General features: G+C 58.0%; 25 protein-coding genes. 11 read left to right on the top strand and 14 right to left on the bottom strand.

The window, feature by feature from the left end:
* The first annotated feature begins 87 nt into the window (after window positions 1-87).
* Both ACJJVH_RS08930 and ACJJVH_RS08935 read left to right on the top strand, forming a co-directional pair.
* The gene (locus ACJJVH_RS08930; RefSeq protein ID WP_112804030.1) at window positions 88-384 is read left to right on the top strand and encodes a hypothetical protein; all 297 of its coding nucleotides are present in this window, start codon (window positions 88-90) and stop codon (window positions 382-384) included.
* A 306-nt stretch (window positions 385-690) separates the two neighbouring features.
* A complete protein-coding gene (locus tag ACJJVH_RS08935; RefSeq protein ID WP_113369671.1) occupies window positions 691-897 on the top strand; it encodes a hypothetical protein in 207 nt (68 codons plus the stop codon).
* Between the two features lie 65 nt (window positions 898-962).
* Here the strand turns inward: ACJJVH_RS08935 and ACJJVH_RS08940 are convergent, their stop codons facing one another.
* The 13 genes from ACJJVH_RS08940 to ACJJVH_RS09000 all read right to left on the bottom strand — a co-directional run bounded on the left by ACJJVH_RS08940 (window position 963) and on the right by ACJJVH_RS09000 (window position 16,515).
* The gene (locus ACJJVH_RS08940; protein WP_412065112.1) at window positions 963-1,826 is read right to left on the bottom strand and encodes a sugar phosphate isomerase/epimerase family protein; all 864 of its coding nucleotides are present in this window, start codon (window positions 1,824-1,826) and stop codon (window positions 963-965) included.
* 131 nt (window positions 1,827-1,957) lie between these two features.
* Window positions 1,958-2,287, bottom strand: a complete 330-nt coding sequence (locus tag ACJJVH_RS08945; RefSeq protein WP_113392224.1) for a hypothetical protein — start codon at window positions 2,285-2,287, stop codon at window positions 1,958-1,960.
* Between the two features lie 73 nt (window positions 2,288-2,360).
* A complete protein-coding gene (locus ACJJVH_RS08950; protein WP_113369668.1) occupies window positions 2,361-2,612 on the bottom strand; it encodes a hypothetical protein in 252 nt (83 codons plus the stop codon).
* Window positions 2,613-2,755: 143 nt separating this feature from the next.
* Window positions 2,756-3,388, bottom strand: a complete 633-nt coding sequence (locus tag ACJJVH_RS08955) for a hypothetical protein (RefSeq protein ID WP_113392226.1) — start codon at window positions 3,386-3,388, stop codon at window positions 2,756-2,758.
* A 153-nt stretch (window positions 3,389-3,541) separates the two neighbouring features.
* Window positions 3,542-3,748, bottom strand: a complete 207-nt coding sequence (locus ACJJVH_RS08960) for a hypothetical protein (RefSeq protein ID WP_112804020.1) — start codon at window positions 3,746-3,748, stop codon at window positions 3,542-3,544.
* Window positions 3,748-4,410 carry a DUF4376 domain-containing protein gene (locus ACJJVH_RS08965; RefSeq protein WP_412065113.1) on the bottom strand — a complete coding sequence of 221 codons (663 nt, stop codon included), beginning with the start codon at window positions 4,408-4,410 and terminating at the stop codon, window positions 3,748-3,750. Before ACJJVH_RS08965 ends, ACJJVH_RS08960 begins: the two co-directional genes overlap by 1 nt.
* A 17-nt stretch (window positions 4,411-4,427) precedes the next feature.
* Window positions 4,428-4,838: a hypothetical protein gene (locus tag ACJJVH_RS08970; protein ID WP_113385839.1), complete on the bottom strand. Its 411-nt coding sequence runs from the start codon at window positions 4,836-4,838 to the stop codon at window positions 4,428-4,430.
* Window positions 4,828-5,250, bottom strand: a complete 423-nt coding sequence (locus ACJJVH_RS08975; protein ID WP_113502222.1) for a hypothetical protein — start codon at window positions 5,248-5,250, stop codon at window positions 4,828-4,830. The genes ACJJVH_RS08970 and ACJJVH_RS08975 overlap by 11 nt, the downstream gene beginning before the upstream one ends.
* A 4-nt stretch (window positions 5,251-5,254) precedes the next feature.
* A complete protein-coding gene (locus tag ACJJVH_RS08980) occupies window positions 5,255-12,325 on the bottom strand; it encodes a hypothetical protein (protein ID WP_412065114.1) in 7,071 nt (2,356 codons plus the stop codon).
* 100 nt (window positions 12,326-12,425) lie between these two features.
* The gene (locus ACJJVH_RS08985) at window positions 12,426-12,854 is read right to left on the bottom strand and encodes a DUF6950 family protein (RefSeq protein WP_015340427.1); all 429 of its coding nucleotides are present in this window, start codon (window positions 12,852-12,854) and stop codon (window positions 12,426-12,428) included.
* Entirely contained in the window at window positions 12,851-13,471 is a 621-nt protein-coding gene (locus tag ACJJVH_RS08990) for a hypothetical protein (RefSeq protein WP_113369662.1), read from the bottom strand. Before ACJJVH_RS08990 ends, ACJJVH_RS08985 begins: the two co-directional genes overlap by 4 nt.
* Before the next feature lie 3 nt (window positions 13,472-13,474).
* Window positions 13,475-14,119 carry a hypothetical protein gene (locus ACJJVH_RS08995; protein ID WP_113369661.1) on the bottom strand — a complete coding sequence of 215 codons (645 nt, stop codon included), beginning with the start codon at window positions 14,117-14,119 and terminating at the stop codon, window positions 13,475-13,477.
* The gene (locus tag ACJJVH_RS09000; RefSeq protein WP_412065115.1) at window positions 14,119-16,515 is read right to left on the bottom strand and encodes a hypothetical protein; all 2,397 of its coding nucleotides are present in this window, start codon (window positions 16,513-16,515) and stop codon (window positions 14,119-14,121) included. The genes ACJJVH_RS08995 and ACJJVH_RS09000 overlap by 1 nt, the downstream gene beginning before the upstream one ends.
* Window positions 16,516-16,527: 12 nt before the next feature.
* On the opposite strand from ACJJVH_RS09000, the gene ACJJVH_RS09005 reads away from it, so the two are divergent.
* From ACJJVH_RS09005 to ACJJVH_RS09020, 4 genes are all read left to right on the top strand, one after another.
* Window positions 16,528-17,067, top strand: a complete 540-nt coding sequence (locus tag ACJJVH_RS09005) for a hypothetical protein (protein ID WP_113405577.1) — start codon at window positions 16,528-16,530, stop codon at window positions 17,065-17,067.
* Window positions 17,064-17,552 carry a hypothetical protein gene (locus ACJJVH_RS09010; protein ID WP_112804008.1) on the top strand — a complete coding sequence of 163 codons (489 nt, stop codon included), beginning with the start codon at window positions 17,064-17,066 and terminating at the stop codon, window positions 17,550-17,552. The genes ACJJVH_RS09005 and ACJJVH_RS09010 overlap by 4 nt, the downstream gene beginning before the upstream one ends.
* A gap of 84 nt (window positions 17,553-17,636) precedes the next feature.
* Window positions 17,637-17,993, top strand: a complete 357-nt coding sequence (locus ACJJVH_RS09015) for a transposase (protein WP_412065116.1) — start codon at window positions 17,637-17,639, stop codon at window positions 17,991-17,993.
* Between the two features lie 117 nt (window positions 17,994-18,110).
* Entirely contained in the window at window positions 18,111-18,314 is a 204-nt protein-coding gene (locus tag ACJJVH_RS09020) for a hypothetical protein (RefSeq protein ID WP_412065117.1), read from the top strand.
* Between the two features lie 7 nt (window positions 18,315-18,321).
* On the opposite strand, the gene ACJJVH_RS09025 is transcribed toward ACJJVH_RS09020, so the two are convergent.
* Window positions 18,322-18,528, bottom strand: a complete 207-nt coding sequence (locus ACJJVH_RS09025; RefSeq protein ID WP_412065118.1) for a hypothetical protein — start codon at window positions 18,526-18,528, stop codon at window positions 18,322-18,324.
* Window positions 18,529-18,565: 37 nt separating this feature from the next.
* On the opposite strand from ACJJVH_RS09025, the gene ACJJVH_RS09030 reads away from it, so the two are divergent.
* The 5 genes from ACJJVH_RS09030 to ACJJVH_RS09050 all read left to right on the top strand — a co-directional run bounded on the left by ACJJVH_RS09030 (window position 18,566) and on the right by ACJJVH_RS09050 (window position 21,414).
* Window positions 18,566-19,108, top strand: coding sequence for a hypothetical protein (locus tag ACJJVH_RS09030; protein WP_412065119.1), 543 nt, complete (start codon window positions 18,566-18,568; stop codon window positions 19,106-19,108).
* Between the two features lie 98 nt (window positions 19,109-19,206).
* Window positions 19,207-19,659, top strand: a complete 453-nt coding sequence (locus tag ACJJVH_RS09035; protein WP_162751273.1) for a hypothetical protein — start codon at window positions 19,207-19,209, stop codon at window positions 19,657-19,659.
* Window positions 19,655-20,293 (top strand): transposase, encoded by a 639-nt coding sequence (locus tag ACJJVH_RS09040; protein WP_412065152.1) that lies wholly within the window; start codon window positions 19,655-19,657, stop codon window positions 20,291-20,293. The genes ACJJVH_RS09035 and ACJJVH_RS09040 overlap by 5 nt, the downstream gene beginning before the upstream one ends.
* A gap of 164 nt (window positions 20,294-20,457) precedes the next feature.
* Entirely contained in the window at window positions 20,458-20,868 is a 411-nt protein-coding gene (locus ACJJVH_RS09045) for a hypothetical protein (RefSeq protein WP_412065120.1), read from the top strand.
* A gap of 105 nt (window positions 20,869-20,973) precedes the next feature.
* Window positions 20,974-21,414: a hypothetical protein gene (locus ACJJVH_RS09050; RefSeq protein WP_162761082.1), complete on the top strand. Its 441-nt coding sequence runs from the start codon at window positions 20,974-20,976 to the stop codon at window positions 21,412-21,414.
* Window positions 21,415-21,433: the final 19 nt, after the last annotated feature.

A 21,433-nucleotide genomic window follows, 5' to 3' on the forward strand; every position in this document is an offset into this window, starting at 1 on the left:
CAGTTCTAACGGACTGCTTTTTTACCAATATGACTGAACTTTTTTTCGTCTCGGTCGTTATCCTCTTTCGTGAAGGAGGTGACCGAAATGCTTACTACCCATCGCGATTGCAAACAGCATGTGAAGAGGAATGCAATACCTTCCCTCGGTGAAATCGAGGGCCGGGTTGCAGTTCTGGAGATTGTTGCTCAATCGGCGTTGTCGCACGTCTTCGAAGACGGCGAAGTCGATATCGACGCCGTTCTACTGGCACAAATTCGTCGCGCCATGCATCACAAATGCAGAGAATTGAAGCTTGATGGAGAAGACACGGCATCGGCACTTTCATATGCCGAGGAATTGATAGAAGCCGCTGTCAGGGCATCGCAGCCACTTCACCAATGATGCCTTCCAGGCCCAGGCTCGTTCTATCCCTTTTGGTGGCGCTGGCGATTACGCTCGGCGCCCTTTTGCTTGTCGTGCCACGCGGCACGAGGGATGGGCTCACGCATCCAGCGGCCCAACCCGGCGCGCAGCAAAATCTGCAATGAGGTCTCGAAAAGAACCATTGTTGCATTAAGGGACACCTCAATGCTCTACAAGAGGCTGCCGTTAACGTCGCGCGACGAACGCAGTTGCAAATTTCTACAGCCCAAGCAGTGTTCGCTTCACCCTACCCGGTATCAGCTCCAACAATGAATGGTGTAGCGAATGTCTATGATGGTCAACGCGCCGCTCTACCCTGACGATATTGACGTCCTTGCAGGCGCGCTTTTCGCCTGGTGCGCCGAACGCAGCATAAGACTGCAAAGCCAGGAAGGCCTGTCCGCAGCCAATCTAGCCATCGATCTTTACAATGCCGGCTATCAAACACAGGATCGGCTTCTTGGCGCCCTGCATGACCACGAGTTCCATTGACGATAGGACAAGCAGCCCGCCCGCACTTATGCCATTGCCAGACAAAGGCATAGCTGCAGTTTCGATTATAGAAAACTATGATCCGGCAGCGCCCCGTTTTTCAGGACAGCAGCGATACAGTCCCGTTCTTCAAGTATGCCGGACCATTCGTCCGCATGGTACGTGGAGTCATAGATCAGCGTAAAAGGACCTGTATAACCCGCGAAATTGGATAGCGTGACGCAACGAGCATAGTCCTCCACGTCGAGACCGGCTCCCGAATAATGCCCTTTTGCGTGGCAAAGCTCGGCACGCCCCATGATTTTTGCAAGATCGTCGTATTTGCCGGCGCGTTCCCAGTTCCCGAAATCCCCGTTAAGACCGACTTCACCACCCAATGCATCGAGAACTCGGTTGACCTCCGCCGGCCCCGGCAGGAGATCGAACCAATTTTCTATCACGAGACGCACTCCGGCCGCTGCAGCCAATTCAGCGAGCCGGCGCAAGTGAGTTTCCGCCCGTGTTAACGCTGCGTCCGTCGGCTGAGCCTTTCCGGCAATCACGCGCATATTTTCGGCTCCGAGAGCCACGGCAATATCGAGCCAATCGGCCATCCAGTCGGCGTCGCGCTGGGCTGTTTCCGGATTACTGAGATCGCCGTCTTCGACCAGAAGCGTCTGAACTTTCACACCGGCCCTTTGGGCCGCCCCACGAAAATCGGCAAGAAAGCCCGGAAGGAGGCTCGGTAGATGAAAGGAGCAGATCTCAAGCCGAGACAGACCGCGATCCGCGCATTGCTGCGGTACGTCGATGAGTTCGATCATCCCCTCCCCGTAAGTCGGCTGACGGGTCGGAGGTTCGCGATCCGCGGGCTTATAGGGATAAGTGAAGCCGAGTGCGCGGTGCAAGGACCAAGTTGAAACCGCAAAACGCTCCGACAGATCAACCATAAGGCTTCCCCATTCTTGTAGGCCGCAAGTCGGTCAACAAATAGGCTGCTCCATGGCGATATCAATCAAAAACATGCAACGGATTGATACCTCCGGCCATCTTCCATTTAGCAGAAGCAGATAGCAGCCGGTCACGGCGTTTCATGACCGCCTTTGACCCATCTGGAAATGGCGTCAAAGACCAGATCGGCGATCCACATTGCACATACACCGACAACGAACGCCGTGGCGTTCATGGCTGCGATATCTTTTTGCGGCAAGGGCCAATTGACGGCACGCAGATAAAAGAGCGCCGGTTCGGTCAGATAGGTTGCCGCGAGCGCACCACAGATGGGCGACGCGACAATCTCCCGCGTCGTATATCGGCGCCTGGATAGGCCACGCAGAATCCCACCGGACAGACCAGCGATGACGACGCCGACTTTGATGCCCAAGGCATCCAGAAATTCGTGTATCGTCATGGCTTCTCTCGATCAAATCCGGGCTACGGGAATATCGCAAATCAACTTGCGACGCCTTCAAAGGAGGGCGGTCTCATTTTTCGACGGGCGGCTGTGGCTTTATCAATCCGGCAATACCGTCACGCATGATATTGATCGTGATTTTTAGCGTGCTCAAGGCAGCAACGGCGACAGCGGCGAAACCTGGACTGATGGAAGATTGCGAACATTCCAACATGCCATCGCCAAGCTGCGTGCAGCCCGCCGCCAGAAGAATCGCAATCAGCAATGCCGATAACGCAATCAAAACGTTGAGGACATTGTGCAATGTGTTCGTATTGAACATCCGGTTTCCTTTTGAACTGATAGGTATAGGTCAAGAGCGCGATGTCGCAATATTCGTGCGTTCTTGGAAATTCACGTGAATGAATGGGACATCGCCGACGCCGGATATCGCCAGCGCCATGCTTTTTTCGATCTCGGGAAAATCTATCGAGCCTGCTCAATCGCCGCGATGAACTTCTTGGCGATGCCGGCAATGTCGAGCGCCCGATCAGTGCCGTTTATGATTTTACGCGCGCCGATCCAGTCAGAAACGGTCGCATTGAAGTAGTCGGCAAGCCTCTTGCCGGTGAACCGGCCGTTGATCATGCCGTCAAAGAGGATTTCAGTGGCTTTGGATGGATCAAGAGCCATATCCGGATCATCGACGATGCCGTACTTGTCGTAATTCTCCCGTCCGGTTATCTGCACGAGACCACGGCCACGATAGCGCCAACCGTCATCGCTGCCTTCATCCCCGTTTCCCATTCGGTTTGCATAGGCGCGGTTGGCAATCCGTCGCGGCTGGCGACAGAAAGCGCGCGCCTCTCCGATACTGAAATATTTCGGGAATACGTCACGCAACCCCGCCGCCGAGTAGTTCAGGTTTTCCGTGATGGCACACATGGTTTTCCCGGTTTCATGATAGACCGTGGCCAGCATGTAAGCCAGCCAACGAGGATCGAAGGGCGTCGCTGCCCATGCGATCAAGATCGCCTCCATGCCCTTGACCTGATTTGTCGACAGTCGACCGCCAAACAATGACGTGCGTACCGCCGAGAAGAACGTCTCGTGGTCCATAAGCTTCATCCAAATTTATAAGATATAAGGTTGCCGGATACGGATGCAGCGTTTGCCGACAAACGCTATTCGGCGAGAACCGCCTTCATAGCCGGGGCCAAACTGGTTTCCCTATTCAAGCCATCTAAATCGAAAGCGGTTCCCGCACCCTTATCAGGCCGTATTGCCGGCTTCATGTTCCGCTTCGCGGAATGAAGTCATTTCTGCCGTATCGTTCTCGACAGGCGCCATAGCAGCGCTTAGTTGAGCTTCTTTCTCGACGAGCTCTGCGGCCAGACGATCGACGGCATTGGCGTAGCGCTCGACTTCATCTTGCAACTGCTCGATTTGCTTCTTCAGGGAGTTGACGTGGCTGGACATCACGATTCTCCCTGAGCATTGGACGGCCAAGCGAAAGCATCGATTTCGGCCTTGGCGGTGATGGTGCCCGCGACGATCTGGCTGGTGACTTCGCCCTCTGCAGCAAAGCTTGCCTGGACATGTGCGCCAACCGCATTGGCGACTGCCGTCATTTGCTCGGCCGTCAGCTCGACAAAGCCGGCCGCCGTTTTGAACTTCACGGTGACGGTCGGGTTGGCCTGCACATAGCTGTAGGCTCCGGTAATCATGGACTGGCTCGCCCGATCGGTGGTGATCGACATGCCGTTGATGACGATGCCGCCCGTTTCGATGGCGTAACGCTTGGAAGCGGCGTAGGCGTAAAGATCGACAGGGGCCGGCTCGGGAGACCAGCCGGCGACAACGCTCAGAAGGCTTTCCGGCGTTTCCGGCCAATCCTCGGCCGAGCTGACCAAAGCGGCTTCCTTGTTGCTGAGCTGGTCAAGGATCGCGTCCTTGTCGGCGGTGTCCAGTCCGGAGGTGATCTTGGCGGCAAGAGCGAGCCAGTAATCCGGCACATTGTAGATCTGCTGGCGGCCGAGCCAGAAGGCGGCACACGCCATCCAGCGATCGGCCTTGTTCTCCGATCGAGCCGAAAGCAGCGCCTCGACCATCGGTTCATACATGCTGTCTATGCGATACATGGTAGTCCTTTCCTTTGTTAGGCTTGGGCATACGCGCGGACGGCCTGCCAATCGATGACCGTAGCGGCGCGGATTTCGGGAGCGGTTTTGGCGGCGGCGAGAGCGGCATTCGCCGATCGGCGGATCGCTTCGATCATCTGTGCGCCGACCTTCCAGTGCTGGTCGCGCGTTAGAATTTCGACGGCCTTTTCAAAGCGGCTAACGCCATCTTCGGCGGCCTCGGCCGCGATATGCGGCGTCTCGCCCTCGGGCACATTATGCCAGTCGGCCGCGATCCGCTGCGCCTCGGCAAGCTTCACGGCATAGACGGCCTCCTGGCCTGGGGTGAGTGTGATGAAGAGTGCGCGGGCCTGACCAACCTGACGATCAATGTCGGCCTGCGCCTGGACGCGCTCCAGAACGGGATCTGCGGACACGCTAAACAGCATGGATGGTGACCTCGAAATGGCGGAAGGGAGCCGGAGCGATGAAGGGAACCCGGTGATCGCCGGGAACGTCGGTCGTGAACTCGAAGACATTGTCCTCTATGGCGACGACCGCGCCGACATGAACGACAGAGGTGCCGGCCGGGACGGCAAACTGTACCCGTTCCACGCCATCGGCCCGAATGGTGAATTCGGTGACATCCAGCGCGACGGACTTCGGCACGATCGCGCCGTCAAGCACATAGGAAATCGCGTCGATATCCAGCCGATATTGTGCCTCCGGCACCTCCATGACCGCGTAACCGTCACCGAAGAGAGTAGCCAGTTTAGGGAGCGTTCCCCGGTCGCAATGCCCGCTTTGGCGGATGCAGCCATCGGTAGCGAAGATGATGTAATGGACGATTGTCGGCGTCATGGTCTTACCTCTTGAACGCGGTCGCGATGATGTTGCTTTCATTCCAGGCAATCGTGTTGTTTGGGCAGTAAATTTGCAGCGTGTAGGTGTGATATCCCGCGCCGGGCGCATGGTAGAGCGCAGGCACCGCAACCATGCCGGCCGTATAGGTGTAGGAGTTCGAGCCGCCATTTCCGCCACTGCCGTTAGCGACAATGGTCTGCACAACACCGAGATAATAAGTCTGGCTGAAGATAGCCGTCCCATCGCGGAAGATGTTGCAGCCAATCGGTTGGGCGTTTTGGCTGTTGCCGTTTTTGTTGTATTGACCTAGCGTCATCGCGCTGATCATCACACGGCCATCGCCCTCGACGGTGATGCCGCAGGCTGCCAAATTAACGGTCTGATCCGACCCGATAGTCTGCCCGCCAGCATTCCGGCCGGCCGAGACGGCGGTCACAGCGCCGGAAGCAATCTTGTCGTAAGTGACGCCGCCCAGGATCAGCTTGTCGGTAGTGACTGCGCCTGCAGCGATCTGCGCGGCCGTTACGGCATTCGCAGCGATCTTGTTCGCGGTGATGGCACCATCCACGATCAGCTCGGCCGAGACCGCGCGGCGCATAACGGGCTTAGACCAGTAGGAGGTGCCACCGGTCCCTGCCGTTTTGTCGACTTGGAGCAGCATCGAGGCTTTGGCGTAGCCACTTGGGATAGTGACGCGTCCCTGTAGGCGCACCCATGTATTCTTCACGGAGGTCGTAGCACCGGGAACGTTCAGCGGACTCCATACACCTGCTGGCGTCAAAAGCCCGGCGTAGACGTTCGCGTTACCGGGATCGGTGTTGTAAACCCAGACATCGAATGCGTAGGTTTCACCCGCGGATACCGCAACATAGTTGGATCGCGCAAGGTCTCGCCCATTTGACTGAAGAATCCAACCTGCGACATCGCCGGAAGACGTATCGTTATAAAAATTCTGTTGGTTCTGGATCACCCAGCCGTCGAGCGTGCCGGTCTGCCAGCCGTTGTCGGCCATGTTGCTGAAATCGGTCAGGACAAGCTGCTTGGCCGTGATGGCATTGGCGGCGATCTGGTCTGCACCGATGGTATTGGCGGCAAGCTTGTCGCCTGTGATCGTTCCAGCCGCGATCGTCGTGGCGGTGACAGCGCCGGCCGCGATCGTGCCGGCCGTTACCGCATTGGCGGCAATCTTCCCGGCCGTGATAGCGTTGGCGGCGATATTGTCTGCAGTTACTGCATTGGCGACGATACCATTCGGCGTGATCAAGACGACGCCACCATCGCTCCAGGGCGTCGGCTCAGTCGCGCCGGCCGGGATGCGGCACAGCATCGGCTTGTTGACGAACATGTAGCTGGTCGTCTGCCCGGTGTTGGTATCTCGCTTGCGGATATGAATGCCGGCGCAGACAGCATTGGCCGGAGCTACGCCAACGGCCCGCAGGCGGGGCCATGCATCAGGGTCCGTCGAACTCGATTGGACGGCATTGTTGGTATCAGCGGAGGAATAGCCGAGGACAGTCCCGGTCGCGTCTCTCCATTCGATGCGCAATTCGCAAACGCACCGATGAGCTGCAATATAAGCGGTAGCCTCGAACGACTCTCCCGCTGTGCAAGGAACCCCATATTTGAGGTTGGCGACGGTCAGGGATGCCGCATCCGGCCGCATCCAGCGAACGTCGACATAGGTCGATCCGGTGTCCGGCCCGCTTTCCTTGTCCACCATCAGCGTGGGCTGTGCCGCACCGGACCAAGAAGCGGGAGGCTGGCGAAGTGCGAATGTAACCGCACCGGAACCGCCGCCAAGCACATAATTCCAGCAGTCCGTCCCTGCAGCGAAGTTGGCGTTCTGAAGCAGGTTCTCGCCCGACCCTACTGCCAGAGCATTCGTCGTCACCGAATTGGAGGCAAGCTTGTCTGCCGTGATGGCACCGGCAGCGATCTGTGCTGCCGAAACCGCGCCGGCCGCGATCGTGCCGGCCGTGACGGCGTTCGCCGCGATCTTGCCAGCGGTCACAGCATTGGCCGCAAGCTCGTTGGCGGTGACAGCGCCGGCCGCGATCGTGACCGTCGTAATCGCCCCGGAAGCGATCTTCGCTGTCGTAACAGCGCCGGCCGCAAGCTGGGTTGCGGTAATGGCGCCCGCAGCGATCTGGGCCGCCGTGATCGTTGTAGCGGCGATCTTTGCGCCAGTGATGGTGCCATCAACGATCAGATTGGCCGTTGCCTTTCGGAGGAAGCTGATCCCGCCGATGGAGACATTGCCGTCTGTGTAATCGCGCTGGATATAGCCTCTGACGATCGCACCATAAGCCGCAGCTGGCGGGGTGATTTCCGCGGAAAATGTCTGCATTCCAGCCGCAGTGCCGCCGCCCGCTGTCCCGTAGGAAACGACCGTGACATATGTATCGGGGCTTAGAAGGTTGCCGCTGGCATCGAGCCAATGGATGCGCAGCCAAAGGCCATACATCGTTCCTGACGTCCTGATGGCCTGGGCGGACGCAAGATAGGGTTGACCCGAAACAATCGCGAACGGTTGGCTTTGCAGGATCTGCAGATAGCCAGCTCCCGCGACATAAGTGTAGTCGATCGCTCCCTTGCTGGTGAAGGCTTGTGTGGTCGATGGGTTGACGACTGAACTGTTTAACGACGACCACGACGCGGGCGATTGCAACTGATTGTCGGGAACGAGGTTTTCCCAATCCTGAAGGATCAGCTCACGCGCCGTGATCGCATTGGCCGCGACATTGCCGGCGACAACGGCATTGGCTGCGATCTTCCCGGCCGTGATGGCGTTAGCGGCAAGCTCGCTTGTCGTCACAGCGCCAGCGGCGATCTTTGCCGTCGTGACGGCATCGGCAGCGATCTGTGTCGCGCCGATCGCACCGGCAGCAATCTGGCCGGCCGTGATCGTGTTGGCAGCGATCTTCTCGGCGGTAATGGCACCGGAAGCGATCGTGGTTGCCGTCACCGCGCCGGCAGCGATGGAAGCGGCGGTGACTGCGTTGGCGGCAATTTTTACAGCCGTGATTGCGCCATCAACTATCAGATTGCCGGTATTGCGCCGCTGGCAGGAGACGAAACCGACCTGATAGCTGCCGGTCGAGATCGCGTAGGGCGAGATCGTAAAATCGACCCAGGCGTAGACAGCATTGGCAGGGACCGTAAAGGCGGCGCTAAACTCGGTGTAGGTCGCACCGACCGTAGTCGGGATGGCGATAGTGCCACTTGCAACGCCGGTGCTCTTGTCTGCCGCTTCATAACGGATACGGAATCCAAGAGAACGATCTGGGGCGCCGGTCGCCTTGACGAACGCCTGAAGGAAATATTGCTCACCCGGATTAACGGGAAAAACGTTGTTGTTGCGGGTGATGCCTGTACCCGTAGCACTGCTGAAGTTCATATACCAGTTGCCGGCGTAGGCATTCGCCGGATCATTGACGATCGTCACGCCCGCCGCCTTGACCCAGCCGACATCGCCCTCGCCGAAGTTCGGGTTTTCGCAACGGTTGGTGAAATCCGCCAAAACCATCTTGTCGGCGGTGATGGCACCGGCCGCGATGTTCGTTGCAACGATGGCGTTTGCGGCAATCTTGCCAGCCGTAACCGCGTTGGCGGCAAGCTCGCTGGCAGTGACAGCGCCGGCCGCGATCTTGGCTGTCGTGACGGCATCTGCAGCGATCTGCGTCGCACCGATCGCGCCGGCCGCGATCTGACCGGCCGTAATCGTATTGGCCGCGATCTGGGATGTGGTGACGGCTCCGGCTGCGATCGCGTTCGTGGTGACAGCGCCGGCCGAGATTGCCGCCGCGACGATCGCGTTGGCTGCGATCTTGGCGGCAACGACGGAATTGGCGGCCAGCTCGTTGGCGGTAACGGCACCGGCAGCAAGCTTCGGCGTCGAGATCGCGCCATCCGTGATTTGCGTGCTGGTGATTTGGCCGGTGACCTTGGCGGCCGCGACCGCGGCGATCTGCGCATCGGTCAGCTGACCGGTGATATCGGTCGAAGGCGTGGCGGACGTCCAGGCGCTGCCGGTGTAGCGATAGAGCTTGTCGTCGGTCGTCAGATAGACCGTCCGCCCTTCGATGTTACCCATCGTCGGCAGCGTGGCAACGATCTCGACTGGCCGGATGCCGTTGGCGAATTTCGTGGTCGAAACGGCCGCATCGGCGATCTTCGCCGCCGTGACCGAGGCGTCGGCAAGCTTCGTCGCATCCACCGCTAACGCGGCAAGCTTCGAATTCGTGACGGCGGCGTCAGCGATCTGCGAGGAAACCAGCGTACCGGTGACCTTGGCGGCAGCGACGGCGGCGATCTGCGCATCGGACAGCTGACCGGTGATATCGGCTGCCGGCGTGGCAGACGTCCAGGCGCTGCCGGTGTAGCGATAGAGCTTGTCGTCAGTCGTCAGATAGACCGTCCGCCCTTCGATGTTGCCCGTCGTCGGCAGCGCGGCAACGATCTCGACTGGCCGGATGCCGTTGGCGAATTTCGTGGTCGACACGGCCGCATCGGCGATCTTCGCCGCCGTAACCGAGGCGTCGGCAAGTTTCGTGACATCCACCGCTAACGCAGCAAGCTTCGAATTCGTGACGGCGGCGTCAGCGATCTGCGAGGAAACCAGCGTGCCGGTGACCTTGGCGGCTGCGACGGCGGCGATCTGAGCGTCGGTCAGCTGACCGGTGACCTTGGAGGCGGCCACAGCGGCAATCTGGGCGTCGGTCAGCGTGCCGTTGATATCGGCCGAGGCGACGGCAGTCGTCCATGCGTTGTTGTGGTAGCGATAAAGCTTGCCGTCCGTCGTTAGAAATACCTGCCGCCCTTCGACATTGCCAGTCGACGGCAGAGCCGAGACGACCTCGACGGCCTTGATGCCCGAAGCGAGCTTGGTCGCATCGACCACGCCCTGGGCGAGCTTGGCGGCCGTCACCGCACTATCGGCAAGCTTTGTGGAAATGACGGCACCGCTGGCCAGCACGTCGGCCGTAACCGCAGCCACCTGAAGCTTTGCGGTCGAAACCGCCTGATCGGCGAGCTTCAGATTGCTGACGGCCGCGTCCATGATCTTCGCGGCCGACACTGCGGCGGCGGCGATCTTGGACTGGATGATCGCGCCATCGAGAACGTCGGCCGCCTGAATGAGAACGTTCGGTGTTTTTACCGTCAGCCAGGCCGACCAGTCCGTAGCCCGGTTGGATTCCGGGAGATAGCGACCACGCGCTTCGTAGTCCGTGTTGGGTAACGTCCATTGACCGGAGATCAGCCACGAATAGGGAGATGCATAGGGATTGCTGTCGCTGTCGAAAACAACGTCGCCAGTATCCTTGAGACGCACCTGCACCCAGACGCCTCTCACATCGTCGAGATCCGGCGCGCAGCTGACCTTGATCGCCGGACGACGATCGATGCCGCCGGAGTCCTTGATGGTTGACGGCTCCACGGTCCAGCCGATCATCGGCTGCGACGGGGGCGTTATCGGGCCGAGCCAGCCGATAGCAGTGGGCAATTGTAAGCCCGCATGCCAATCGTAGTCGGCGGGGTCCACTTCCTTCAGCGTGACGACGATGAGGAAATTGGGCTGCGGCTCCACCTTGACGACCAGAAATTTCTTCTCTTCATAGCCGTTGCGCACCGAAGACCAGGAGACGACGTCGTTCGGCTCCAGCGGATAGGCGTCCGGCGGCAGCGAGACCTGGTGTACCCGAAAGCGGCGATAATCCTGGATCATCGCCAGGCCGACGCGCTGTACCTGATTGGCGAAAGGCACGGCCAGCAACTGAATCTGCGCGGGCAGACGGCGATTGCCGTCCTGTGCCTCAAGGTCGGTGTTGTAGCGCCCGGGAGCATCCTTGGTTGCCCACTTTTCCGCCGGCTCGGGATAAGTGGCCTCGATGGCGTTGTAGGTTGCAGACAGCGAAGGAAACGGCTGGAAATCCTGCTCCTCGGTGACGATGATATCGTCATCCGAGAAGGAGTAGACCGCAGCGCCCGGCGTGCCTATGAGCATCTTGAAGATGCCGCCGACCTCGGCCATGCGGCCGTTGCAGCCCTTCAGCAGTTCGGAAACGGCATCGAGCGGCTCCTGATCGCACTGAACGTCATAGCCGGCGCGGAAGGCCGGCTCGCTGCTGCCGTCGTCGAGCTTGACGGATGCATCGCAGGCATTGGCCGCAGCGATCCAGTTCGTTGCCGGCAGGCAGAAAGCGCCGATGTTCTGGCCGCCATAGACCCATTCCGCCCCGTAATAGACGCCGCGGGCGAGATTGTAGATCATGACCGCCGGGTTGGTGCTGGGCTGCCAGGTGGACGGATCGCTCCAGCGCTGCACCCCATTGCCGCCGACCGAAGAATCCTTGCGGATGTCGTACAGCGGCAGCGGATGCGGCTCGAAGAGGCCGGAGGGCACGCCGGAGAAGAGATCGGTATTGTAGCGCGAGGTGAGGATGACGACCTGGCAGCCGCGGCCGATCATGGTCGGCTTCCACGGCCGTTCGGCGTGGCTGCCGAATTTGGCGGTCAGGAACGGATCGGGGCTCGTTTGCGTGCCGTCGAGAAACTTGATCCAGAGGTAGTCCTTGCCATTGGCGCGATATTGCAGCACCGGGAAGCCGCGGCCGTCGGGATGCGGCTCTTCCCATAGCACGCCGACCTTCTGGTCGTCGATCCAGACGCTGGTCAGGCCGCGTTCACCGGCACGATTTGGCAGGCTGCCGATCTCGATGACGTCAGTGAAATAGGCATTCGGCGTCTTGCCGTCGTCTCCCCAGGTGCCGGCATATTTGCGCTTGCCGGCGGTCGCGTAGCTGCCGATGATGAAGGACATGGGGTGATCGTCCCCCATACTGATCTCGAGCTTGGTTCCGGCCGGCTGCGGCTGATCCTTCTTCGCCAGTGCCTTCTCCACCAGCGACAGGCCGATATTGATGGCAACGGTCAGCACCAGTTTGCCGATGGCGCCGATCGAGCTGAAGAAGCCCGCAATCGAGGTGATCGCCAGGCTGATCGGTTCGGCATGCGCCGCATCCGCCATCAGCCAGAAGCCAAGGACGTTCAGAAGCAGAATGAGATATTTCATGGATCGGACGACCTCGATTGGCGCATGGGAAAGGGCCGTCGCAGGCAAAGCCGCGCCGACTTATCACCGGTCAGAGATAAATTTGATGTCGAGAGACTGGCTAGCCGACCTTGAAGGCCCGCTTGGCGTCGAGAAGGTCGACGGTGCCGAGCCCGGTCTCGCGCAGCACGAAGATGCGTTCGCCGTTGACGACGCCGAGCGCGTAGCCGAAGGGACCTTCATGCGGGACGGCGGCGATATCGCCGATGCCGGCTTCGCTCGGATGGATCTCGGGCAACATGCTGGCGACGAGATCGGCGAGATTGTCGAATCCCGCCGCCTTCATCGTCTTCAGCGCGCCGGCGGCGGTCGAATATTCGCCGCGAAACTGGGCGGCGCAATCGACGCCGGTGATCGCCAGCACCAGATTGCCGGCAAGGCCCGGGCCGCAATCATGGCTGCCCCAGGCAAAGGGCGTGCGCTTCAGCCGATCGATTTCGGCGACGAAGCGGGCGCGCCAGTTCTTGACCCTGACGAGATCGCTGTTCATTTCTGCCCCCAGGGGATCTGCCAATTGGCGACGGTGCTGGAATAGAGGCCGAATTCATCGCCGCTGCGGCGCTTCTGGCCTTCATAGGAGGACTTGGCCGGGTTGGTGCGCTCCAGCATGGCGATGGCGGCGGAGATGGCGGATATTTCGATATCCCCATCCTGCCCAACCGCCGGCGTCTTCACCGGCGCGCCATCGGCAATGCCGAGAAAGGCGATTTCCGGCGCCGCGCTCGGCAGGCGCGTGCCGGTATCGAACGACATGTCGTGGATCTCGATCGGCGCCAGCCGCAGGTCGTAGCCGCGCACGAGCTGCTGCACGGCGGCCGCGATCTGGCCGATGGTGATGGTCACGGTCTGGATCGTCAGATCCGCCGTGCGCGGGATCTGGCTTACCTGCAGATTGAGGCCGCCATAATAGGTCCGCGCCTCCGGCAGACCGGTGACGCCGGAGGTGACGGTGATGTTGATGTCGTCATCGCCGGTCCACAGACCGATCGAGGCCGGCGCGCCGCTGGCGAGATCCTTGCCGGTGATCCAGACGAAACGACGGGGCACGAGCCCCTTGTCGCGCGCGCCGGTCAGCGCCGCGAAGAAGGCGGAGGTGATGTTCTTCATCGTCTATTTCTTCTGGATGATCTTGAAGGTGGCGCCCGTGGTGATCGGGCCGCTCGCGGTGCCGGGATTGTGGCTACCCGGCATGACCAGGCATTTGCAGGCCGGCAGCAGCAGGGTCACACTAAGACCGGCGGCAAAGCCCGCCGGCAGATGCGGGAAGACGCCGAAGACAGGCGTGATCCCCTGCCCGCTGGCATCAACCGTTTCCGAGATTTCGAGAAAGGCGTAGCGGCCGCCATAGCCGACCTGCATCTTGTCGCCGACGGTCAGCCGATAACCAGCCGGCAGGCCCTTGAGGCTGAGCGAGGCATTGTCGGCCCCGAGCGCTGCGACACTGACCGCAGCACTTCCGAGCTTCGTCCCGTCGGGATCGGCCTGCGGATATTTCGACAGCGGATCATAAAGAAAAAGCGCCTCCTGGGCGCCGTGTAGCTTGCGGATGCGGGCGGCGATCTGTTTCGCCTCCGCATTGTACATGTCGGCCAGCGTCACCGTGCCGGTCCAGAGCGGCGGCGCCAGCTCCGCCTGCCAGACCCGGCCATCGCCGGAGCCGGAAAGCTCGTCATTGCGCTGAATATCCCAGACGATGCTGGAGATCTTCAGAAGGTCGGCAAAGGCCGGCAGGCTGTAGGGATAGGAAACGGCCATCAGCGCCTCCGGGGATTGCGGTTGATCTGCGCGACGCGGTCGGGAAGCTGCTGATTGAAATCATTCAGCCCCTGCCGCGTCGAACTCTGCGCTTCCGATTGCGCGACATTCTTCACATAGGCCTTGAGATTGCCGTCCTCATCGACGGAAACGCCGACCGTGACATGCACGCCCGGAGCGGAGCCGGAGGCATCGTTCTGATTGTCGGCCCGGAGGCGACGGACGGGAACGGCAGCTTCCGGCTGCGCCCGCAGCAATTGCGGGCCGCCCTCGCCGACCACGCCGCCATCGGCATAGCCGCGCCGCCCAAGCCGCATCGCCTCGACGACACCGACGCCGCCCGCCCGGGCGATATCCCTCTGGCTCCAGACGACCTCGCCGGCATGAACGATGCCGGCAGGTTCATGCTTGCCGCCGGGGCCGGTATAGCCGCCATCGGCCCAGAGGCCAGGAATGCCACTCGCAACGGCTGCCGCCGCCTGCGGCGATCGCGCGAGAATGCCGAGATCCAGCCCGCCGCCGCCGCCGAAGAGGCCGCCAAAGATTCCGCCTCCAGCACTGTTGACCTTGAACAGGCTGTTGAGCACATCGTTCAGCAACCTGTCGGAAATCTTGGTGAGCACGGAAATCGCCGCCTTCCCCAGGGATTTCCAAAGGCCCTCGCCATTGCGCAAGCCGCTGACCAGCGTCGAGGCGAAATCGTCGGCAAGCTCGCGGGCATATTTCAGCTGTTCATTGTAGCGAATGATATTGGCCGAGGCCGAATTCATATCGACCGGAAGGCCATATTGCTTCTGTGTCGAGGCGACCGTCTGATCGATGGTCGAGCGGCCCATTTGATCCTGCTGGAACTGGATATCGCCCGCAAGTTTCTGCAGCGCCTGCGCGTCAGCAACGCGCCGATAGGCATCAGCCTGCTCGTTGGCCGCCTTGGTCAATTGCGGCATTTGCGCCAATTGCACGGCACCGCTTTTCTGAAGCTCGTCCTGGCTTTGCTTCAACGTGACAACCTTCGAGTTCACATTGTCCGTCGCGGCAGCGGATTGAGTGGAAGCCTGTGTTCCGAGTTTGGTTTGTTCGCTGTTGTCCTTGGAGGATTTCGTAAGAGCGTCCGTGGCTTGTTGAACGCCCTGAAGCTCATTTTTTTGACTATTTCGAACACCAGTATTGTTGGCGATTGGCTGCTTCGATGTCATTTCAATCGCAAGTGGGCTGACACGAGAGAAAGCAGAGATATTTGGAAGGAGCATATTCGCGCTGGTGCCACCTTGGGCGAAAACGGCTTGTTTTGCTGGATCGACGGCGACGCTTTGAGGTCTATTAGACAGTTCATGTTGCGCTTTTAAACCATTCGCGACAGTCAAGTCCTGCGTAATAGATCCGAGAACGCCTTTGAAATTCTTGGAAAACTCAGCAAGTTCAGGATAGTCAGGCATTTGTGCCGCCGTCTTTGACAAAACTTTATCAAAGTTCAGCGCATCTGCTATTTGGGCAGTCCCCGCTTTAAGCTTATCTTTGAAGTCCACATAGCTGTTTCCCAGCTCAAAAAGCTGACTGTCAGCCCTGCCTGCAGAAACAGAAAGTGATGCATCGAACCCACTCGCAACACTTTCGAACTTGCCGAGAGTTTGACTAAATGTGCGTTCCGCGCCCTCGCGAAATCGAATAGTTTCTTTGAGGGAGTCCTCTCTTGCGATCCTCTCAGCCGCAAAATCCGCGACTGCCGGATTGCTTTTTTGCCCCGGCAAAGATTGCATATCCTTGGCAAGTTGAGCGTCAGCTCTGATCTGCGCCGCAGACTTGTCACGCATTACCGCCGGGCTGAAGGACTCTATCCAATTCCCTACCCACTCGCCAAGTTCACCTACATAAGGGATTTTCTCATTAGCTATACCTTTCACTGCGAAGCTCGTAGCGCTCAAAAGGATATCCGCTATGCCTTTACCTGTATCGTTGGCGAAATCAGCCCGATGTGCGAGAAAATAATCATAATCCTTGTCCCCCGTAGATTGTACGTTTGCCGAAGCGGCGACTGCGCCGTGGGTATCCGCCATAGAAGCATGCGACGAGAGCGCGCCATTATTGGGCTGCGCTTCAAGGACCACCAGCCCTCCCCTCAACTTATCCGCAGCGAGACCGTAACTGGTTCCAAACTTTAGTACATTTGCGGCCGCCTTATCGACGATTCCACCAGTCGTCTTCGCCTCGCCATTCATGGTCTTGAACGCGCGTGACGTTGCGCCAGAGCTATTTGTCACACGCCCCATCGCTGCAGCAAAACCATCTAAGTCACCAGTCGCCTTCCGCACATTCGAGCTATCAACAGAAATACCAAGAGTTGCAACATCAGCCACTAGCGTACCTTTCGAATAGATGGCAGAAATCACCCAGCGCATTCGGGGGATTTCATGAAGTTGTTTTCAAATGTTGTGATCACGTCGTTTCTGTTGGCGCTGCTGAGCAGTTGCGGCGCCTTCGACCCGCCGATCGTGACGGCTTGTGAGGAAAATCTGAAGCCGGCACTCGTGGTACCGTCAAGCTATGAGCGTAACAGGTTCATCCCCGGTGAGAGGCCCGCCACGAGAGCCGAACTCGACGAGAAATTACGGCATCCCGATCTGAAAAAATTCTACCTGAAGGAGTTTGATACGGGAGCGCTGAAGCCAGTAATTTATACCGGAATCCTGAACTTCAGCGCATTGAACAGGAATGCTGATCGCGTCACGACAACGGTTACTTGCCGATACTTCTCCACCGACGGCAGCACGTCCCAAATGGCGATTTGGTCGGTCGTCCCGTCGCCAGTGGATGAGTCCGCATTTTCCCAGATAATACGAGACATCGGCAACGATCCGCCGCCGACACCGGAAGAAGAGTTGAGAAACTCAACTCCGATCGCGCCTTATGCTGGTTGGATTCGCGATACGCTTAGACGGCTCTTAGGATGAACATCAATATCAGAGCCTGTTTTGATCAACCTATGGAGGCAATATGCATCGACTATTTTCGCAACTTTTGTATGTGTAGTGACATGACTATGGGGCTAAAACTACTTCTGACTGCATTCTTCGCGTGCACAATCATCACCCAAGCCTTGGCTAACGACGAGCACAAGCGTCTTCAGCTGGCCGGTAAAGTCATCGATGGTGTGAACGTGAGTTTCATGATTGCTTATCAATGCCGCGATGCGCTTGGCACGACATACTACAACGCAATTCGGACGTATGCCGAGAAGGCGCTCCAGCAGATCGGCGCGTCACCGGAAAAGGCGGCACAACAAGTAGACAGACTTGAAAAGTTTATCGAGAGTGAAAAGAAGCTCGGTCGGAAGGAGGATATCGAGACATGCGTGTGGAATATCTCAACCGTAAACCACGACCTGCAGACCGCACAAAAGAACTATATCGATTTTACGCACCCTGAAAATCCATAGATCTGCGGCTGAGCACATGAATTAAGGTGACAGAATTAAGGTGACAGTGCACTCTATAGATTCCAGATCTGATCAACACAACCAATGGCCCGTCTCGCTCGTATCGTCATCCCCGATACCCCACATCATGTTACCCAACGCGGCAACGGGCGGGCGCAAACCTTCTTTTGCGATGATGACTATGCGCTCTATCGCGATCTCCTAGCCCATCATTGTCGTGCCGCTGGCGTAGAGGTCTGGGGCGGGGTGTTGATGCCCAACCATGTTCACCTCATCCTCGTTCCGGCGGATGCTGACGGTATTCGCCGCGCACTATCTCGCGTTCATCGCACCTATGCCGGCCATATCCATGCAAGGCTGCGCCGGACCGGCCATTTCTGGCAAGGCCGCTTCGGTTGTGTCGCCATGGATGAAGAACATCTGGCGGCAGCGCTCCGCTAAGTCGCCCTTAATCCGGTTCGCGCTCGCCTTGTCGAACGGGCTGCCGATTGGCGATGGTCGAGTGTCGCGGCCCAACTTCGACTGATTGAGGATGACGGCGTCACGACCACAACACCGGTGCGCGCTCGCTTTCCCGATTTCGCCGCCCTCCTCACTGCCACAGAAGAAGAGACGGCGTTTGCCACGCTTCGCCGCGCCGAAAGCATCGGCCGCCCCATCGGCAATACCGACTTTTTCGACCGGCTCGAAGACCTCACCGACGCCACCCTTAAACCGGCTCGTCGCGGCCGCAAAGCCAAGGCCGTCATCGGGGAAAATTAGTGCACTGTCACCGTAATTCGAGAGAGCCCGCCGCGCCTCTCGCTTCGTTGCCCATCGCCCTTAGTGCGCGACCCGTCACGCCGGACACTTTTTCCGCCTGACCCACGGCAACAACATAATCTCTCACATCGTTACTTGCCGTTTTGATTTCGCTGCTATCAACTTTAATGCTTAGAGTTGCGATATCTGCCACTGGACCACCTTTTGATTTCATGCGAGAGAATGCCGCGAAGCTACTCGTGGGAGTTTTAATGAAGCTGATTTCCAGCGTGATTGCAGTGCTTGCCGCGTTGCTGTTGCTCTACAGCTTTGGCATCTTTGATCCGCCGATCGTGACCGCTTGCGAGGCCCGTCTCAAAGGGTATCTCGCGGCACCTTCCACCTATGAGCGCAACAGATTCTTTCTTAGTGAGAGGCCAGCCACCACAGCTGACTTGGAAGACAGGTTCAAAGGCTTCCCTGACGTACAGCGCGCTTATCAGAAGGAGTTTGACAAAGGCTCGGTGAAGCCCGTTCTCTATACCGCAACTATAAATTTTAATGTGCTAGACACACAAGCTGAGAAGGTTACTAGAGCTATTACCTGTCAATATTTTTCCACCGATGGCAGCATTTCTAAAATATCAGTGGGAAGAGTTTTCATCTTTGCAACCGATGCCGCAACGGATTCTCAGATTTTCCGGGATTTCAGCGATGACCCGCCTCTAACTACGGAAGAGTTGCGAAAAAAATTTAAGCCAATTGCTCCCTATACTGGATGGGTTCGCGACACATTCAGGCGGCTTTTGAATTGAGTACGGATTTTTCGAAGAAAAGATCAGAGGTTGCGTGGCGGTGCGAACGAAACGAGACAAAGGTAATTTCCGACCGTCGTTGTAAGCTGGGGCTCAAAATGAGAAAGATTCTCAGTTTCGGAAGCGCGGTGTTGCTATCGTTGACAGTTGCAGGTCCCGCATTCGCGGAACCAACGCCCGTTGCTGTATGCGAAACGACCGTGAAAGATCGGTTGGGTGTAAATTCAGGTTATGTCCGGGTCGGTTTTAGTCAGTTAATCCAACAGCTTGGACGACCGGAATTTGAGAAGTATGTTGACAAGGCTACGTCATTTTCAAACAAGGACTTATCAAACAAGTACCATGCCATGCTGATCGAAGCTTTTGACACCGGAAGAATAATTCCACGGCGGTATATTGTATTCCTCAACTACACGGTTCCAGACGTAAACGGGGTAGCTGCGGCTGCAACGGCAAAATGCGAATACGTCATAAACAAAGGCCGCGAGGACGAGCTAAAAGCCTCCTTCCTAGACGAACTTTCAATAGCGAAATTCCAGCCAATCGATTGATAGTAACCAACGCGGCAACGGGCGGGCGCAAACCTTCTTTTGCGATGATGACTATGCGCTCTATCGCGATCTCCTAGCCCATCATTGTCGTGCCGCTGGCGTAGAGGTCTGGGGCTGGGTGTTGATGCCCAACCATGTTCACCTCATCCTCGTTCCGGCGGATGCTGACGGTATTCGCCGCGCACTATCTCGCGTTCATCGCACCTATGCCGGCTATATCCATGCAAGGCTGCGCCGGACCGGCCATTTCTGGCAAGGCCGCTTCGGTTGTGTCGCCATGGATGAAGAACATCTGGCGGCGGCGCTCCGCTACGTCGCCCTCAATCCAGTGCGCGCGCGGCTTGTCGAGCGGGCTGTCGATTGGCGATGGTCGAGTGTCGCGGCCCAACTTGGACTGATTGAGGATGACGGCGTCACGACCACAACACAGGTTCGCGCTCGCTTTCCCGATTTCGCCGCCCTCCTCACTGCCACAGAAGAAGAGAGGGCGTTTGCCACGCTTCGCCGCGCCGAAAGCATCGGCCGCCCCATCGGCAATACCGACTTTTTCGACCGGTTCGAAGACCTCACCGACGCCACCCTCAAACCGGCTCGTCGCGGCCGCAAAGCCAAGGCCGTCATCGGCGAGAATTAGTGCACTGTCACCGTAATTCCAGAGAGATTGTCAACCTCAACAATCGCTTGGGAAACGCTAGAAATAGCAACCACAAGACTTAACGTAGCAACGTCCGTCATAGGCTTTCCTTTTGTTTGAATTGTACGCTATCGTCTTATGGTTGATTCAACCGTGGGTATTTTATGCGCGTGTTTTTATTTATAGCGGCATTCATGGTCGCGAGTAGTGTCTATGCGGAGGACGCTGACCGAACAGCAGCAAGCAAAGCAGCTGAGGAGGTTGGTACGCAGGGCATAATTTACTTGGGTGTTGCGTATATTTGCCAAGACGCCATCGGCGCCTCTTTTTATGATCTTGCGCGGGAAAGAACAGTACAAGCATTTTCCTCTCTAGGCCCGATGGATAGTCCTCAAGCTATTCGCAATTCACGAGATAGAGCGGCGAATATTGTCGACGAACAAATGAAGACTTTTCGTCGTGAGCAGAAGAAGCTTCCCGCAAAAGCGGCAGAGCGTTGCCTCCAAGAGTTGCAAGCGGCCCAAAGACAGTTAGATCTGTCAATATCAAAATTCCGAATAGCCGCTCGTCGTTAAGTGACAGTTTGCGACCGGTTCGGTAATCAATATCGCAACATCTGCCACTGGTATCCCTTTCAAAACCATGCGAAATACAACCCTGCGCTTTGAATGGGGGATTTCGTGGAAAGATTGTGGAGATTGGCTGGCGCGGCTTTTTTGCTATCGTTGTTGAGTAGCTGTGATCTTTTCGACGCGAAGATCGTCACAGTGTGTGAAAGTGTTCTCAAGGATAGGCTTCGGTCACCGTCCGAATACAAGCGGATCGAAATCACGCGGTCAGAGGAAGCCATTGGCCGCGCAGAATACAAAGACCTCTTCGGCAGCACAGGTTCTCCTACGCTTCAGGCAGTAACGATGGACGATTTTGACAGCGGCTTGGTAAAGCCCATGCGGTATATTCTTCGGATAAGTTACGACGCGCCAAACGCCTACGGCACAGCAATTCGTGGCGTGTCCAGATGCGAATACGCAAGCCCATTTGGGAGTGATTCGACGGCTAATGAGTTCAGCGTTCGCATCGATGGCGATACCGACATGGAATGGCGGAGAAAGCTGCGGTAATGGCGACCTGCCCCTCAGA

Source organism: Rhizobium sp. SYY.PMSO, from assembly GCF_046840415.1.
GTDB lineage: Bacteria > Pseudomonadota > Alphaproteobacteria > Rhizobiales > Rhizobiaceae > Rhizobium.

Excerpts from the sequence above, each read along its gene's own strand:
- ACJJVH_RS09045 (WP_412065120.1), top strand. The coding sequence starts at position 20,458 with ATGCGCGTGTTTTTATTTATAGCGGCATTCATGGTCGCGAGTAGTGTC.
- ACJJVH_RS09030 (WP_412065119.1), top strand. The coding sequence starts at position 18,566 with ATGAAGCTGATTTCCAGCGTGATTGCAGTGCTTGCCGCGTTGCTGTTG.
- ACJJVH_RS08955 (WP_113392226.1), bottom strand. The coding sequence starts at position 3,388 with ATGGACCACGAGACGTTCTTCTCGGCGGTACGCACGTCATTGTTTGGC.
- ACJJVH_RS09010 (WP_112804008.1), top strand. The coding sequence starts at position 17,064 with ATGAACATCAATATCAGAGCCTGTTTTGATCAACCTATGGAGGCAATA.
- ACJJVH_RS08985 (WP_015340427.1), bottom strand. The coding sequence starts at position 12,854 with ATGAACAGCGATCTCGTCAGGGTCAAGAACTGGCGCGCCCGCTTCGTC.
- ACJJVH_RS09025 (WP_412065118.1), bottom strand. The coding sequence starts at position 18,528 with ATGAAATCAAAAGGTGGTCCAGTGGCAGATATCGCAACTCTAAGCATT.
- ACJJVH_RS08980 (WP_412065114.1), bottom strand. The coding sequence starts at position 12,325 with ATGAAATATCTCATTCTGCTTCTGAACGTCCTTGGCTTCTGGCTGATG.
- ACJJVH_RS08960 (WP_112804020.1), bottom strand. The coding sequence starts at position 3,748 with ATGTCCAGCCACGTCAACTCCCTGAAGAAGCAAATCGAGCAGTTGCAA.
- ACJJVH_RS08990 (WP_113369662.1), bottom strand. The coding sequence starts at position 13,471 with ATGAAGAACATCACCTCCGCCTTCTTCGCGGCGCTGACCGGCGCGCGC.
- ACJJVH_RS09005 (WP_113405577.1), top strand. The coding sequence starts at position 16,528 with ATGAAGTTGTTTTCAAATGTTGTGATCACGTCGTTTCTGTTGGCGCTG.
- ACJJVH_RS09015 (WP_412065116.1), top strand. The coding sequence starts at position 17,637 with ATGGCCCGTCTCGCTCGTATCGTCATCCCCGATACCCCACATCATGTT.
- ACJJVH_RS08965 (WP_412065113.1), bottom strand. The coding sequence starts at position 4,410 with ATGTATCGCATAGACAGCATGTATGAACCGATGGTCGAGGCGCTGCTT.
- ACJJVH_RS08945 (WP_113392224.1), bottom strand. The coding sequence starts at position 2,287 with ATGACGATACACGAATTTCTGGATGCCTTGGGCATCAAAGTCGGCGTC.
- ACJJVH_RS08930 (WP_112804030.1), top strand. The coding sequence starts at position 88 with ATGCTTACTACCCATCGCGATTGCAAACAGCATGTGAAGAGGAATGCA.
- ACJJVH_RS08940 (WP_412065112.1), bottom strand. The coding sequence starts at position 1,826 with ATGGTTGATCTGTCGGAGCGTTTTGCGGTTTCAACTTGGTCCTTGCAC.
- ACJJVH_RS08950 (WP_113369668.1), bottom strand. The coding sequence starts at position 2,612 with ATGTTCAATACGAACACATTGCACAATGTCCTCAACGTTTTGATTGCG.
- ACJJVH_RS09000 (WP_412065115.1), bottom strand. The coding sequence starts at position 16,515 with ATGCGCTGGGTGATTTCTGCCATCTATTCGAAAGGTACGCTAGTGGCT.
- ACJJVH_RS09035 (WP_162751273.1), top strand. The coding sequence starts at position 19,207 with ATGAGAAAGATTCTCAGTTTCGGAAGCGCGGTGTTGCTATCGTTGACA.
- ACJJVH_RS08935 (WP_113369671.1), top strand. The coding sequence starts at position 691 with ATGTCTATGATGGTCAACGCGCCGCTCTACCCTGACGATATTGACGTC.
- ACJJVH_RS08995 (WP_113369661.1), bottom strand. The coding sequence starts at position 14,119 with ATGGCCGTTTCCTATCCCTACAGCCTGCCGGCCTTTGCCGACCTTCTG.
- ACJJVH_RS08975 (WP_113502222.1), bottom strand. The coding sequence starts at position 5,250 with ATGACGCCGACAATCGTCCATTACATCATCTTCGCTACCGATGGCTGC.
- ACJJVH_RS08970 (WP_113385839.1), bottom strand. The coding sequence starts at position 4,838 with ATGCTGTTTAGCGTGTCCGCAGATCCCGTTCTGGAGCGCGTCCAGGCG.